This window comes from Luteimonas sp. R10 (assembly GCF_045689605.1).
Classification (GTDB): domain Bacteria; phylum Pseudomonadota; class Gammaproteobacteria; order Xanthomonadales; family Xanthomonadaceae; genus Luteimonas.
In genome coordinates this window covers 3,686,057-3,698,993 of the sequence record NZ_CP141262.1, presented here as the reverse complement: position 1 = coordinate 3,698,993, position 12,937 = coordinate 3,686,057, and the positions used below count along the sequence as shown (strand labels likewise).

The following is a 12,937-nucleotide window of genomic DNA, read 5'->3' as shown; positions in this document are numbered from 1 at the left end:
GTCCAGGTCCTGCTCGCATGATGGGCTCCGCCATGACCGAACCGCCGTTCCGCCCCCTTCGCATCGACCACGTCGTGCTGCGCGTGCGCGACGTCGCGCGCATGCAGGCGTTCTATTGCGACGTGCTCGGCTGCACGGTCGAGAAGCGGCAGGAGGCGATCGGCCTGCTGCAGCTGCGCGCCGGCGATGCGCTGATCGACCTGGTCGACGTCGACGGCAAGCTCGGCCGCGTCGGCGGCGCCGCGCCGGGAAACGAGGGCCGCAACCTGGACCATCTGTGCCTGCGCGTGGAGCCGTTCGACCGCGAAGCGATCGTCGCCCACCTGCAGGCGCAGGGCGCCGAGATCGGCGAGTTCGGCTCGCGCTACGGCGCCGAGGGCGAGGGGCCGTCGCAGTACCTGCTCGATCCGGAAGGCAACGCGGTCGAGCTGAAAGGCCCGCCCGACGCGCCGCGGCCGGCGGCGTGAACGACGCCGTGCAGAAGCCGGCCCCGCCCGGACGCCGCCTGGCCTGGCTGCTGGCCGGGCTGGCGATGTTCGGGCCGTTCTCGATCGATACCATCTTTCCCGCGTTCGCGCAGATGGGCGCCGAGTTCGGCGCCGACAAGCTGGCGATGCAGCAGACGATCAGCGTGTACCTGATCGCCTATGCGCTGATGAGCATCGTGCACGGACCGTTGTCGGATGCGGTCGGGCGGCGCAGCGTGATCCTCGTCGGGCTGGTGGTGTTCATCGCGGCCTCGGTGGGTTGCGCGCTGGCGCCGGACCTGGCCACGCTGCTGGTGTTCCGGGCGCTGCAGGGGCTGTCGGCCGGTGTCGGCCTGATCGTCGGGCGCGCGGTGATCCGCGACGTCTACCAGGGCGACGACGCGCAGCGGCTGATGAGCCAGGTGATGATGATCTTCAGCATCGCGCCGGCGATCGCACCGGTGATCGGCGGCTGGATCCTGGGCTGGGAGCGCTGGCCGGCGATCTTCTGGTTCCTGGTGCTGTTCTCGATCGCGCTGTTGCTGGCGACCTGGGCCTGGCTGCCGGAAACGCATCCGCGCGAGGCGCGCGGCACCCTGGTGCCCCGGCGCCTGCTGCGTGATTACGTGGCGATCTTCACCAACTCGCGTTTCCAGCGGCTGGCGGCGGCCGGTGCGTTCAATTTCTCGGCGCTGTTCCTGTTCATCGCCTCGGCGCCGGCGTTCGTGATGGACATCCTCGATCTCGACGAGCGCCAGTTCGGCTGGTTCTTCATCCCGATGATCAGCGGGATGATGATCGGCTCGTTCGTGTCGGGGCGGGCGGCCGGGCGCATCACCGGCGTCCGCCTGGCCAACATCGGCTTCGCCTGCAGCGGCGTGGCGATCGTCGGCAACATCGTCTACTACCTGGTCGTCTCCGATCCCGCGGTGCCGTGGGCGGTGCTGCCGATGGTGCTCAACGCGTTCGGCATCGCGCTGGTGTTTCCCATCGTCACCCTGGCGATCCTCGACATGTACCCGCGCCAGCGCGGCTCGGCCTCGTCGCTGCAGGCGTTCACCGGGCTGGTGCTCAATGCGATCGTGGCCGGCGTGCTGTCGCCGCTGGTCAGCCACCATGGCCTGCACCTGGCGCTGGCCGCGGCCGGTTTCCTGCTGGTCGGCTGGGGATTCTGGCGCTGGGAGCTCCGCCGCGACCGCACCCGCCCGCAGTGCCCGAAGGCGCCGACCGGGCTGGAGCCGACCGAGCACCTGTAGGCGGCGATGGCGGTCGCGCGCGTGGCGAGGAAGAAGCGGTCTCCGAAAAACTTGTGGGAGCGACGGAAGTCGCGACTGCTCTCGGCCAAGTCGCGACTTCCGTCGCTCCTACAAGTCAGGCAAGGCAGTAGCGCTTCCTTGCTACTCCGACTTCGCGGCGGCCACCGGCGCGGCGGCCGGCCAGCCGCAGGCCTGGCCTTCGTTCTGGTCCTCCAGCCAGTCCTGCAGCGGCGCGAAGTACTCCAGCACTGCCGAGGCGTCCATGGTCTCGGTGCCGGTCAGTTCCTTCAGCGTCTGCTGCCAGGGCTGGCTGGCGCCCTTGCCGAGCATCGACCAGAACTTCTCGCCCGCGGCCTCGTCGCCGTAGAAGCTGCAGTCGTACAGCGGACCGTCGTAGCCGGAGGCGTCGCACAGCGCACGGTAGAACTGGAACTGCAGGATGTGCGAGAGGAAATAGCGCGTGTACGGGGTGTTGCCCGGCACGTGGTACTTGGCGCCCGGATCGAAGAAGTCTTCCCCGCGCGGCGTGGCCGGGGCGACGCCCTGGTACCGCGCCTTCAGGTCCCACCAGGCGCGGTTGTACTCGTCCGGTGCGATCGAGCCGTCGAACACGCCCCAGCGCCAGCGGTCGATCATCAGCCCGAACGGCAGGAACGCCACCTTCGCCAGCGCCATGCGCATCTGCGAGTTGATCAGTCCGGCCTGGCTCTGCTGCCGCTCGTCGACCAGCCCGATCGAGGACAGGTACTGCGGCGTCATCGCCAGCACGATGGTGTCGCCGATGGCCTCGTGGAAGCCGTCGTGGGCGCCGCTCTGGAACAGCGGCGGCTGGTCCTCGTAGGCCAGGTAATAGTAGATGTGGCCGAGCTCGTGGTAGACGGTGGTGAAGTCCTCCTCGTTCGGCTTGATGCACATCTTGATGCGCACGTCGTCGGCCATGTCCATCGACCAGGCGCTGGCGTGGCAGACCACGTCGCGATCGCGCGGCTTGATCAGCTGGCTCCGGTTCCAGAACTTCTCGGGCAGCTTGGGCATGCCCAGCGATGCGTAGAAATCCTCGGCGCGGCGGGTCATGGCGGTGGCGCTGTCGACCTGTGCCTGGCGCTCGAGCTCGGCCCGCTCGGCAACTTCGGGCAGACCGGGCAGGGCGGCCAGGCGCTTGTCCAAGGCTTCGCGGTGCTGCGCCTCGAGCGCGCCGGTGATGTCGAGGCTGCCGGCGTTGGGGTAGGGCTCCAGGATGTCCCAGAGATTGCTCCAGTCCTGCTGCCACATGTTGCCCATCAGGTGCGCCGGCAACAGGCCTTCCACCGAGCCGCGATCGGGATACTTGGCCTCCAGGCGGGTGCGGGCGTAGCAGTGCAGCTGCTCGTACAGCGGCTTGACCTGGCCCCACAGGCGATCGGTCTCGGCGGCGATCTCGGCCGGGCCCATGTCGTAGCCGGAGCGCCACATCTCGCCGGCATCGGCGAAGCCCATGTCGCGGGCGCCCTCGTTGACCAGTTCGACGAAGCGCGCGTAGTCGTTGCGCATCGGCTGCGCGATCGAGTGCCAGCCGCGCCACGCGTCGAGCTGCTCGTCGTAGTCGCGGCTCTCGCGCAGCACGTCCTCCAGCTCGCCCAGCTGGCGGCAGCGCCTGGCGTCGCCTTCGCCCACGCAGTAGGCGCCGCTGCCGTACATGCCTTCCAGCTTGGTGGCGATGCGGGTCAGCTCGGCCAGCCGCGCCGGATCCTTCGGCGCCGGCATCGCGGTGCTGAGCTTGAGCAGGTTGATCGCGCGCGCGGTGGCGGGCGACATCTTCTGGCCCTCGAAGCGGCGCGCCTGTTCGATCCACGCGTTCAGCTGCGTCAGCCAGCGCTCGTTGCCCTTGGCGGCCAGCAACTGGCTGTCGTCGTTGATATAGGTCGAGGATAGCCATTGCGAGGCGGTCAGCTCTGGGTACATCTCCCGGATCTCGTCGTTGACGCGGGCGATGAACTGGTCCGCGGTCTCGTCCTCGGGAATGGCCGGCCCGGCCGCGGGCGCGTCGTCGCGCTTGCAGGCGGAGAGCGCCAGGCCGGCGACGAGGGCGAGGAGACAGAACTTGCGATAGGTCACGGGCGATTCCTGGATGAGGCCGGCTGAACGAAACGGGAGGCTAGAGCGGTGCCGGGGAAGCCGCAAGTGCGGAAGGACCCATCGACGCGCGGATGCGGTCGCGCAGGCGGCGGGCGCGGCGGCGGATCTTGCGGCGCATCCAGGTCCACGACCAGTGCGATACCGGGATCAGCTCCTTGCCCGCGACCACCGATTTGACATCCATGCAGACCAGCGCGAGCGCACCGTCGCGCCGGACCACCGCGAAGTTGCCGGGATTGAGGTCCGACAGCGGCACCCGTTGCGCCAGCAGCCAGGCCTCGAGGCGATCGACCGCCGCGCACAGCGCGGCCGCGGACATGCCTTCGTCGGGGGTGGACAGGCACTGCAGCAGGCTGGGCGCGATCTCGCCGTTCCCGTCGGTCACCAGGCGGCAGCGCAGTGCGCGGCCGGCCGGCGTCGCCACGATGGCCTCGCATTCGGCGACGTGCGGCGACAGGCCGTCGCCGAGCCGCGCCCGCAGGCGCCGCCAGGCGCGCAGCTCGCGGTGGTTGTCGCCGAACCAGGCGAAACGCATGGACAGCAGGTGGCGAACCTGGCGCCGCCGGCGGTCGCGCGCGTTCGCAGCCGGCGGCAGCTCGTACTTGAGGCAATGGCCGGGCGAGCCGGGATCGCGCACGCAGATCCGGCAGGCGCCACGGGCGATGACCTGCATGTTCCGCCACCGGTCCGCGCCGTTCATGCGCACGTCTCCATTGTCAGGACGTCGTGGCCGGGTCCCGTGGCGCGGCCAGGCCGCGCACCGACAGCCACCGGCGCGCGTCCTCGGCGTCGCGCTCGAACCAGGCGCGGGTGCTGCCGAGCCGGAAGCTGTAGCCCCAGGCGTCCATGTCCGCCATCAACCGCTCGCGGCCGACGCCGGGCAGCTCGTCGGCGAGCAGGATCTGCAGGTAACAGGTGGCATCCTCCTCGGCATCCGAGTCGCTCGCATCGGTGTGCACGAGCGCACGGCGTTCGGCCGGCAGCACGATCAGGTGGCAGGCCTCGTGCAGCAGCGAATGCACCGGGGTGTCGGCGCGGGCATGCACGGCGCTGCCGATGACGCCCGCCTCCGGTTCGCCCCAGTAGCTGCCGGGGATCGGCGCGCCGTCGGCCACGCGATGCAGGACCAGGCCGTGGCGCGCCAGCAGCGCGGCGGCGGCCTCGAAGCCGATGTCGCGCAGGCGCAGCACCGCGTCCGATGGCGCGACAGCGGAACTGGCATCTGGGGCGACATCGTGGGAGCGACGGAAGTCGCGACCTGCCTCCGCTCCGGGGCCCGCAATCGCGACTTCCCGGTGGCTTGCCGCCGCCACTCCCGCAAGGGCACTGTCAGGCGCGGCGCCCATCGGCGGGATCGCTGCCTCCGCGGGAGAACCCGGGTGCCGCCCGGTCATGCGTTCAGACGGCCGAGGGCCGCCCGTCGGGCAGCGAGACCGAGATGTCGAGCACGTCGTGGGAGCCGTCCTTGACCAGGTCGACCTTGACCGCCTCGGCATCGACGCTGACGTACTTGCGGATCACTTCCAACAGCTCGCGCTGCAGCATCGGCAGGTAGTCCGGGGCGCCGCGGCTGCTGCGCTCCTGGGCGACGATGATGCGCAGGCGCTCCTTGGCGATCGAGGCGGTGTTCTTCTTGGCTTTCAGGAAATCGAACAGGCCCATGCCTCAACCCCCGAACATCTTGCTGAAGAATCCCTTCTTCTCCGGCTGGGTGAAGCGCATCGGCCGCTCCTCGCCGAGTAGCCGAGCCACCGCATCGTCGTAGGCCTGCCCGGCGCTCGATTCCATGTCCAGGATCACCGGCTCGCCCTTGTTGGAGGCGTTGAGCACGTCGGTGGATTCGGGGATCACGCCGATCGTCTTCAGGCCCAGCACTTCCTCGACGTCGCCGATCGACAGCATCTCGCCGGTCTGGACCCGCGACGGGCTGTAGCGCGTGAGCAGCAGCGATTCCTTGACCCGCTCGCCGGCCTCGGCACGGCGCGTCTTCGACGCCAGCAGCCCGAGGATGCGGTCGGAGTCGCGCACCGACGACACCTCCGGGTTCACCACCACCACCGCCTGGTCGGCGAAGTACATCGCCAGGTACGCGCCCTTCTCGATGCCCGCCGGCGAGTCGCAGACGATGTAGTCGAACTCGTCCGCGGCCAGGTCGTTGAGCACCTTCTCCACGCCCTCCTTGGTCAGCGCGTCCTTGTCGCGGGTCTGCGAGGCGGCGAGCACGTGCAGGCTGTCGAAGCGCTTGTCGCGGATCAGCGCCTGTTTCAGCGAGGCCTCGCCGGTGACGACGTTGACGAAGTCGTAGACCACCCGGCGCTCGCAGCCCATGATCAGGTCGAGGTTGCGCAGGCCGACGTCGAAATCGATCACGGCGACCTTGTTGCCGCGCCTTGCCAGGCCGCTGGCGAGGCTGGCGCTGGTGGTGGTCTTGCCGACGCCGCCCTTGCCGGACGTGACTACGATGATTTCGGCCAATGTCTTTCTCCAGGTGATTCGTGATTCGCGATTGGTGATTCGTAGTCGGAGTTCGGGAGTTCGGGATTCGTCGCGGGAGGTTGCTGCTTTCGTCGAATCACGGATCACCAATCCACGAATCACGTCATTCCAACACGGAGATCTTGAGTTCTTCGTTTTCCAGCCAGACCTGGACGGCCTTGCCGTGCAGGTCCTTGGGGATATCTTCCAGCACTTTATAGTGCCCGGCCACGGCCACCAGCTCGGCCTGGAAGGCGCGGCAGAAGATCCGCGCCTTGTCATTGCCCTGGGCGCCGGCCAGGGCGCGGCCGCGCAGCGGGCCGTAGATGTGGATCGAGCCGTCGGCGAGGACCTCTGCGCCGGCGCCGACGGCGCCGAGCACGGTGAGGTCGCGGTTGTCGGCGTAGACCTGCTGCCCGGAGCGGACCGCGCCGTTCTGCACCAGCCCGGGTTGCGCGGCCGCCGCGTCCGGGGCCGCGGCCGCCTTGGCGGGGGAGGCGGAGGCCGCCGGGGCGGCCGGCGCGGCCGCGGCGGGCACCGGCTCGGGTGCGGCGCCCTCGCGCTCGTACTGGGCGCGGAACTTGGCCAGCAGCGGCAGGTCGATCTGCGCGGCCAGCTTCTCGTTGTCGCTGCTGCCCCAGGCCAGCGCCACCGGCAGCACGCCAGCGCCGCGCAGGGCCTCGAGCAGGGCGCGCGCGCTGGCCGGATCCGGGGTGGCGGGCAGGCCGCCGAAGTCGATCACCACCGCGGCGCGGGCGAACAGCTTGGGCGCGCGCGCGACGCGATCGCGCATCTCCGCCGCCAGCCGCTCCGGGTCCAGCGTGCGCACGCGCAGGTTGGCGATGCCGACCTGGCCGAACTTGAGTTCGCCCGCCGGCTCGAAATCGAGGTTCGCCGCCGCCATGCTCAGGTTCCCGTCGAACGCTGGGCGGGAGCCGACGCCTGGCGCGTGCGCCGCAGCCAGGGCGTGTCCGGCAGGTCGTCGCCGTAGCGATCGCGGACCCAGGCGTAGCTGCACAGTTCCTTGGTCAGCATCGAGGCGCGCACGCCGGTCTCCGGCATCACGTGCTGGCCGACCTCGTGGAAGCCGAAGCTGCCGTGGAACAGGCGCGCCGGGTCGTTGTCGTGCTCGATGAACACCTCGCAGGCCAGCAGCGGGTAGCGCACCTCGGCGTAGCTCTGCACGTCGGCGTAGAACGCCCGGCCGACGCCGCCGCCGCGGCGGCGGCTGGCCACGACGATGCGGTCGATGTAGAAGAACGCCTCGTGTTGTTCGCGGAACCAGCGGAAATTGCTGCTGTCGTGGCCGGAGCCGGAGCCGAAACCGACCAGGAAGCCGGTCAGGTTGCCGTCGCGCTCGGCGACCCGGAAATACTCGGCGGCATCGAAGAACCGCCGCAGGCGGGAGGCGTCGAGCGGCAGGATGGTGGGGCCGGCGGCATTGTTGAGGGCGAGGATGGAATCCAGCTCGTGCTCGCGCACGTCGCGGATGACGATCGACATTACCTGACTTCCTCGCTGCTTGACACACGAAAACGGCCGCGGCTTCGTGCGGCCGGCCCGACGGGATGCGGCGCATGGCCGCCGGGCAGGGAATTATCGCACGCCGGGCAGGCGCCGGCGACTCGGCGCATGACTTATGGTGGGCTCGCGCGGGGGCATTTGCGCCTAACATCGCAGCGGCGCGTCGCCACCTGCCAGCCGGGCGTGGAGCGGCCCGTGCCGCCCGATGCCGGTTCCGACGAGCCCCCGAGAGATGATCGCGCACCTGAACCACAACCGCCTGCTGCGCTACGCCGGCATGTTCACCTGGGGCGTCACCGGCCTGCCGCTGCTGCTGTTGACCATGCCCGAGGTCGAGCAGGCGGTGCTGGGCGAGGAGTCGGTGCTGATGGTCAGCCGCTGGCGCGCGTGGGTGGCATGGGGGTTGTTCGGGTTCTGTTATGCCTGGCTGACCCGCGCGCTGGGCGAGCGCCGGGTGACGCCGATCGACCACGCCCTGGTGCTGCTGCTGGCCAGCAGTTCGATCGCGATCAGCTACTACAGCCAGAGCGGCCTGGGCAGCATCCTGCTGATGGTGGTGGCCTGCGTGCTGCCCTGGCTGCTGCCGCTGTGGATCGGCGTGGCGCTGCTGGTGCTGTGCGAGTTCGTGATCGTGCCGGTGTACGTGCGCGGCTTCGATTTCTCCTGGGGCGAGGCGGTGGTGCAGGCCAGCCTGTACGTCGGCTTCACCGGCTTCGCCTTCGTCACCGGCTTCGTGGCGCGGCAGCAGGCGCAGGCCCGCGACGAGCAGCGCCGGCTCAATTCCGAGCTGCGCGCCACCCGCGCGCTGCTGGCCGAGAGCGTGCGCGTCAACGAGCGCACCCGGATCTCGCGCGAGCTGCACGACCTGCTGGGCCACCACCTGACCGCGCTGAGCCTGAACCTGGAAGTCGCCAACCATCTGACCGAGGGCTCCGCGCAGGAGCACGTGGGCCAGGCGCATACCATCGCCAAGCTGCTGCTCAGCGACGTGCGCGAGGCGGTCAGCCAGCTGCGCGACGACGACGCCATCGACATGGTGGCCACGCTGCGGCCGCTGGCCGAGAACGTGCCGCGGCTGCACGTGGACATGGATCTGCCCGAACCGTTCCTGATCGACGATGCCGAACGCGCGCACGTGCTGCTGCGCTGCACCCAGGAGATCATCACCAACGCGGTGCGCCACGCCCAGGCAGGCCGGCTGCGGCTCGGCTACAGTCTGCGCCAGGGCGCGGTGTGGCTGGACGCGCGCGACGACGGCCGCGGCGCCGAGATCGCCGCGATCGGCAACGGCCTGCGCGGCATGCGCGAGCGGCTGGCGGCCTATGGCGGCACGGTGGAGATCGAAACCGCGCCGGGGGAGGGATTCGCCCTGCGCATCCGCCTGCCCCTGCGCGAGCCGGCCGAGGCCGGAGCGACGGCGGCGGCGGGCCAATGAATGCGCTGCGAGGCGCCAGCGAGCAACGGGAGAAGACGATGATCCGCGTATGTCTGGTGGACGACCAAACCCTGGTGCGGCAGGGGATCCGCTCACTGCTGGCGCTGGACGGCGGCATCGAGGTGGTGGCCGAGGCCGGCGACGGCCGGCAGGCGGTGGAACTGATCCCGCAGGTCGCGCCGGACGTGGTGCTGATGGACATGCGCATGCCGGTGATGTCGGGCCTGGAGGCGCTGCAGCACCTGTCGCGCGGCGACCAGCTGCCGCCGACCATCATCCTGACCACCTTCGACGACGACCAGCTGGTGCTGGCCGGGCTCAAGGCCGGAGCCAAGGGGTACCTGCTCAAGGACGTGTCGCTGGAACAGCTGGTGGGCGCGATCCGTACGGTGGCGGGCGGCGGATCTCTGGTGCAGCCGGCGATGACCCAGCGGCTGCTGTCCGGACTGGAGCACATGCGCAACGAGTTCGTCAGCCTGGACCGGCCTGATCCTCTGACCGACCGCGAAACCGAGATCCTGCGCTTGATGGCCGGCGGCTTCTCCAACAAGGAGATCGCCAACTCGCTGGGCGTGGCCGAGGGGACGATCAAGAACCACGTGTCCAACATCCTCAGCAAGCTCGGCGTGCGCGACCGCACCCGTGCCGTGCTCAAGGCCTTCGAGCTCAAGCTGGTCTGACCCGGAGGATGTCCGGCCCGGCGCAGCGCGCCGGGCGTTCGCGGCCCCGCGCGCCGGTGGCGCGCAAGCCGGTGCCGCTCACCCTCAGCAAGCTCGGCGTGCGCGACCGCACCCGCGCCGTGCTCAAGGCCTTCGAGCTCAAGCTGGTCTGACCCGGAGGATGTCCGGCCCGGCGCAGCGCGCCGGGCGTTCGCGGCCCCGCGCGCCGGTGGCGCGCAAGCCAGTACCGCTCACCCTTAAGCCCGGCGTGCGCGACCGCACCCGCGCCGTGCTCAAGGCATTGGCTCGAGCAGGCGCGGCACGACAGTGCCGGCGCCTGGGTGGCGTGCTCGCCGGTCCGGGCGGGTGCGACCGTCCGGGCCAGACGGCGGCATTCCTGGATCGATGCGGTCCGATCGGCGGTGGCGGCCGCATGGCCGCGTGCGCGGCATGGCGCTCGATTCCCGATGTCGTGATAACGTTTCCGGCTTGCTCGCCGATGGCGGCACAAGTTGGTAGGATTGCCGATCTGCGCCCCGGCACGGCCGGGTCCGGTCCTGGAGAACCCTGAATGACCCGTTTGCTTGAGATCTTGATTTCGCTGCTGATTGTGGCCGTGCTGTTCGTGGTGGTGGGCGTCTTGCTCCCCTCCGAGCGCAACCTGGTCGAGAAGGTGGAGACCAACCGCCGCCAGACCATCGTCTTCGATACCCTCAACAGCTTCCGCCGCTTCGACGACTGGCACCCGATGGTGCTGCGCGACCCACGCATGCAGCTGAAGATCTCCGGACCGGACGAGGGCGTCGGTGCGCGCCTGGACTACAGCTCGGACAACCAGAGCGTCGGCAGCGGCAGCTGGGAGATCGTCAGCTCCGAGCCGCGCGAGCGCATCGACATCGAAATCCAGGACGATCGCCGTGGCCACGACAAGCGGACCAGCTTCGAGCTCCGTCCGACCGGCCGCGGCGGCCGCAACATCGAGATCACCCAGACCTACCACATCAGCTACGGCTGGGACCTGATCGGCCGCTACGCCGGCCTGTACGTCAGCCGCAACGTCGGCGACGACATGCAACTCGGCCTGCGCCGGCTGTCCAACATGCTGGCCTCGGTGCCGAACGTCGACTACGCGGTCGAAGGCACCACCCTGCGCAACATGACCGTCGAGAAGCGTCCCGCCGAGGATCTGCTGGTGGTCAAGGCCGGCGCGGTGGAGCGCAACAACCAGGTCATCCAGGAATCGATGAAGAGCAACATGGAGTGGATCAACCGCACCATGGCGGCCAACGACCTCGAGCCGGCCGGTCCGATGCGGATCGTCTCCACCGAGCTGGGGCGCGACACCTACACCTTCGATGTGGTGCAGCCGGTGCGGCGCGAGGGCAGCGGCGGCGACGACGGCGATGAAGAGAACGGGCAGGAAGAAGACCAGGCGGCCGAGGAAGCAGCGGGCGAAGGCGAGGAAGGCGACGCTCCCGAGGAGCGCAAGCTCGACAACACTCCGGTGCCCGTGGTGGCCGCGCAGGGCGAGGAGCTCGAAGTCGAGACCCTGGGTCCGGTGGAGTACGTGCGCACCGAGCCGACCCTGGTCGCCAAGGGCCGCTACACCGGCTACATGGCCGAACTGGAGAACGTCCGCAACGCCCTGCGCGCCTGGGCCCTGACCCAGGGCCACGAGGCGATCGGCCGGCCTTACGAGAGCTACATCCGCGGCGTCGACGAGTCGTTCACCGCGAACGGCGAGTACGAGGTCTTCTGGACCCTCAAGCAGTAGCCCGCCGCTTGCCGGCATCCGTGCTCCACGCAGCGACACGCCGCCTCCCCCGAGGCGGCGTGTCGCGTTTGCGGACCGCGTAGCGGTGGGCGGGTCGGTCCGCCCCCGGCCGCTTGCCGGCATCGGCGCGGCCTGCGCGGCCGCTGCCGTCGCGCTTTCGGCCTATGCCGTCCACGGTGCCGAGGGCGAGGCGCAGATGCGGCTGCAGACCGCGGCCATGTACGCGTTCGGGCACGGTGTCGCGCTGGCGGTGCTCGCCACGACCGTGTCGCGCCGGACCGGCCGGCTGGCATTGGCGATACTGCTGCTGGGCATGCTGCTGTTCTGCGGCAGCCTCGCCGGCAATGCGCTGCTCGGCTGGCCGACCGCGGCCGCACCGTTCGGCGGCGTGCTGCTGATCGCCGGCTGGCTTTTGCTGGCCATCGATTTCCTGCGACGCTGAGGGGCCGGCGTGCCGCGGCATCGTCGTGGGTTCGACACCGTGCAGGCGCGTGCGCACTTGGAGCGCCGTGATCGCAGGCTCGGCGCGTGGATGAAGCGGATCGGCGTCCTGGCGCCGGAGCCGCGTTGGCGGCGGCCGTTCGACCCGGTCGATGCGCTGGCGCGGGCGATCCTCTACCAACAGCTGAGCGGCAAGGCCGCGGCCACGATCGTGGGGCGGGTGGAGGCCGCGATCGGCAGCCGCCGCCTGCATGCGGACACCCTCGGCCGGGTCGACGATGCGGCGCTGCGCGCTTGCGGCGTGTCGGGCAACAAAGCCCTGGCTCTGCGCGATCTCTCCGCGCGCGAGATGCGGGGCGAGATCCCGACGCTGCGGCAGATGTCGGTGCTGCACCAGGACGAGATCGTCGCCGCGCTTACGCCGATCCGCGGCATCGGCCGCTGGACCGTGGAGATGATGCTGATGTTCCGTCTCGGCCGGCCCGACGTGCTGCCGGTCGACGACCTCGGCATCCGGAAGGGCGCGCAGACCGTCGACCGCCTCGAGGCCATGCCGACGCCGAAGGAACTGCTCGCGCGCGGCGAGCGCTGGGGCCCGTACCGCACCTACGCCAGCCTCTACCTGTGGCGCATCGCCGATTTCGCCACCGGCGCCAAGGCCCCGACCAAGCGCTCGCAGGAGTGAACCGCGCCAGGCAGTCCTTTCCGCTACGACGAGACAAGGCCCGTCGCCACGGGTGGTGCCAGCGAATAGCCCGTACTTCGAGCCAAGGAGTGAGGTTTTGGTCCCT

At 70.0% G+C, this 12,937-nt stretch carries 15 protein-coding genes; 8 read left to right on the top strand and 7 right to left on the bottom strand.

Annotated elements, in window-relative coordinates:
* The first annotated feature begins 32 nt into the window (after positions 1 to 32).
* Together U3649_RS16105 and U3649_RS16100 are read left to right on the top strand one after the other, a co-directional pair.
* Entirely contained in the window at positions 33 to 467 is a 435-nt protein-coding gene (locus U3649_RS16105; RefSeq protein WP_407352310.1) for a VOC family protein, read from the top strand.
* 8 nt (positions 468 to 475) lie between these two features.
* Positions 476 to 1,723, top strand: coding sequence for a multidrug effflux MFS transporter (locus U3649_RS16100; protein ID WP_407354643.1), 1,248 nt, complete (start codon positions 476 to 478; stop codon positions 1,721 to 1,723).
* 141 nt (positions 1,724 to 1,864) lie between these two features.
* Here the strand turns inward: U3649_RS16100 and U3649_RS16095 are convergent, their stop codons facing one another.
* The 7 genes from U3649_RS16095 to U3649_RS16065 all read right to left on the bottom strand — a co-directional run bounded on the left by U3649_RS16095 (position 1,865) and on the right by U3649_RS16065 (position 7,816).
* Complete coding sequence (locus U3649_RS16095) at positions 1,865 to 3,817, bottom strand: M2 family metallopeptidase (protein WP_407352309.1); 1,953 nt, start codon at positions 3,815 to 3,817, stop codon at positions 1,865 to 1,867.
* 40 nt (positions 3,818 to 3,857) lie between these two features.
* The gene (locus tag U3649_RS16090; RefSeq protein ID WP_407352308.1) at positions 3,858 to 4,538 is read right to left on the bottom strand and encodes a YrbL family protein; all 681 of its coding nucleotides are present in this window, start codon (positions 4,536 to 4,538) and stop codon (positions 3,858 to 3,860) included.
* 16 nt (positions 4,539 to 4,554) lie between these two features.
* Positions 4,555 to 5,028, bottom strand: coding sequence for a hypothetical protein (locus U3649_RS16085; protein WP_407352307.1), 474 nt, complete (start codon positions 5,026 to 5,028; stop codon positions 4,555 to 4,557).
* Positions 5,029 to 5,236: 208 nt separating this feature from the next.
* On the bottom strand, positions 5,237 to 5,500 hold the full coding sequence (gene minE / locus U3649_RS16080) for a cell division topological specificity factor MinE (protein ID WP_149195010.1): 264 nt from the start codon (positions 5,498 to 5,500) through the stop codon (positions 5,237 to 5,239).
* A gap of 3 nt (positions 5,501 to 5,503) precedes the next feature.
* A complete protein-coding gene (gene minD, locus U3649_RS16075) occupies positions 5,504 to 6,313 on the bottom strand; it encodes a septum site-determining protein MinD (protein ID WP_407352306.1) in 810 nt (269 codons plus the stop codon).
* A 124-nt stretch (positions 6,314 to 6,437) separates the two neighbouring features.
* Positions 6,438 to 7,217, bottom strand: a complete 780-nt coding sequence (minC, locus tag U3649_RS16070; protein ID WP_407352305.1) for a septum site-determining protein MinC — start codon at positions 7,215 to 7,217, stop codon at positions 6,438 to 6,440.
* 2 nt (positions 7,218 to 7,219) lie between these two features.
* Complete coding sequence (locus U3649_RS16065; protein ID WP_407352304.1) at positions 7,220 to 7,816, bottom strand: GNAT family N-acetyltransferase; 597 nt, start codon at positions 7,814 to 7,816, stop codon at positions 7,220 to 7,222.
* A 253-nt stretch (positions 7,817 to 8,069) separates the two neighbouring features.
* Here U3649_RS16065 and U3649_RS16060 point away from each other — a divergent pair, with 253 nt between their 5' ends.
* From U3649_RS16060 to U3649_RS16035, 6 genes are all read left to right on the top strand, one after another.
* Entirely contained in the window at positions 8,070 to 9,272 is a 1,203-nt protein-coding gene (locus U3649_RS16060) for a sensor histidine kinase (protein ID WP_407352303.1), read from the top strand.
* A gap of 38 nt (positions 9,273 to 9,310) precedes the next feature.
* Positions 9,311 to 9,952, top strand: a complete 642-nt coding sequence (locus U3649_RS16055; RefSeq protein WP_407354642.1) for a response regulator — start codon at positions 9,311 to 9,313, stop codon at positions 9,950 to 9,952.
* A gap of 8 nt (positions 9,953 to 9,960) precedes the next feature.
* A complete protein-coding gene (locus tag U3649_RS16050; protein ID WP_407352302.1) occupies positions 9,961 to 10,104 on the top strand; it encodes a transcriptional regulator in 144 nt (47 codons plus the stop codon).
* 398 nt (positions 10,105 to 10,502) lie between these two features.
* The gene (locus tag U3649_RS16045) at positions 10,503 to 11,705 is read left to right on the top strand and encodes an SRPBCC family protein (protein ID WP_407352301.1); all 1,203 of its coding nucleotides are present in this window, start codon (positions 10,503 to 10,505) and stop codon (positions 11,703 to 11,705) included.
* Between the two features lie 85 nt (positions 11,706 to 11,790).
* Positions 11,791 to 12,147, top strand: coding sequence for a DUF423 domain-containing protein (locus U3649_RS16040; protein ID WP_407352300.1), 357 nt, complete (start codon positions 11,791 to 11,793; stop codon positions 12,145 to 12,147).
* Between the two features lie 9 nt (positions 12,148 to 12,156).
* Entirely contained in the window at positions 12,157 to 12,831 is a 675-nt protein-coding gene (locus tag U3649_RS16035; protein ID WP_407352299.1) for a DNA-3-methyladenine glycosylase family protein, read from the top strand.
* Positions 12,832 to 12,937: the final 106 nt, after the last annotated feature.

Coding starts and splice junctions, on each gene's coding strand:
- minC (WP_407352305.1), bottom strand. CDS start 7,217: ATGGCGGCGGCGAACCTCGATTTCGAGCCGGCGGGCGAACTCAAGTTC.
- U3649_RS16055 (WP_407354642.1), top strand. CDS start 9,311: ATGATCCGCGTATGTCTGGTGGACGACCAAACCCTGGTGCGGCAGGGG.
- U3649_RS16065 (WP_407352304.1), bottom strand. CDS start 7,816: ATGTCGATCGTCATCCGCGACGTGCGCGAGCACGAGCTGGATTCCATC.
- minE (WP_149195010.1), bottom strand. CDS start 5,500: ATGGGCCTGTTCGATTTCCTGAAAGCCAAGAAGAACACCGCCTCGATC.
- U3649_RS16090 (WP_407352308.1), bottom strand. CDS start 4,538: ATGAACGGCGCGGACCGGTGGCGGAACATGCAGGTCATCGCCCGTGGC.
- U3649_RS16050 (WP_407352302.1), top strand. CDS start 9,961: ATGTCCGGCCCGGCGCAGCGCGCCGGGCGTTCGCGGCCCCGCGCGCCG.
- U3649_RS16060 (WP_407352303.1), top strand. CDS start 8,070: ATGATCGCGCACCTGAACCACAACCGCCTGCTGCGCTACGCCGGCATG.
- U3649_RS16045 (WP_407352301.1), top strand. CDS start 10,503: ATGACCCGTTTGCTTGAGATCTTGATTTCGCTGCTGATTGTGGCCGTG.
- U3649_RS16105 (WP_407352310.1), top strand. CDS start 33: ATGACCGAACCGCCGTTCCGCCCCCTTCGCATCGACCACGTCGTGCTG.